Source organism: Leucobacter sp. gxy201 (assembly GCF_051043335.1).
GTDB lineage: Bacteria > Actinomycetota > Actinomycetes > Actinomycetales > Microbacteriaceae > Leucobacter.
Genome location: NZ_JAMXWS010000025.1, coordinates 1 through 331, shown reverse-complemented (window position 1 = coordinate 331; position 331 = coordinate 1). Strand labels below are relative to the sequence as shown.

1 protein-coding gene is annotated in these 331 nt (G+C 69.2%); it reads right to left on the bottom strand.

The features are described 5' to 3' along the window. Positions 1 to 59: 59 nt before the first annotated feature. Positions 60 to 331 (bottom strand): hypothetical protein (locus tag NHL51_RS13835; protein WP_434144658.1); only part of this gene is annotated, 272 nt, incomplete at its 5' end.

The window sequence follows — 331 nt, the reverse complement described above, 5'->3', positions numbered from 1 at the left end:
TGCCGAAGCAGCCGTCGACGCATCCGGATCAGCAGCAGCCTCAGCCGCAGCATTCGCCGTCACATCCGCCGCAGCCGAAGCCGTCGACGTCGCGTCTGCGAGAGCCGCAGCCTGCGCCGCGACCTGAGCCGAAGCATTGCTGTCATCGTCCGCGTTCGCCGACGCAGCAGCCGAAGCCGACGCGTTCGTGTTCGACTCAGCCGAAGCCGACGCATCCGGGTCAGCAGCAGCGTCCGGGTCAGCAGCAGCATCCGGGTCAGCAGCAGCATCCGGATCCGCAGCAGCATCCGGATCCGCAGCGGCGTCCGGGTCAGCGCTTGCGCTCGCGTCG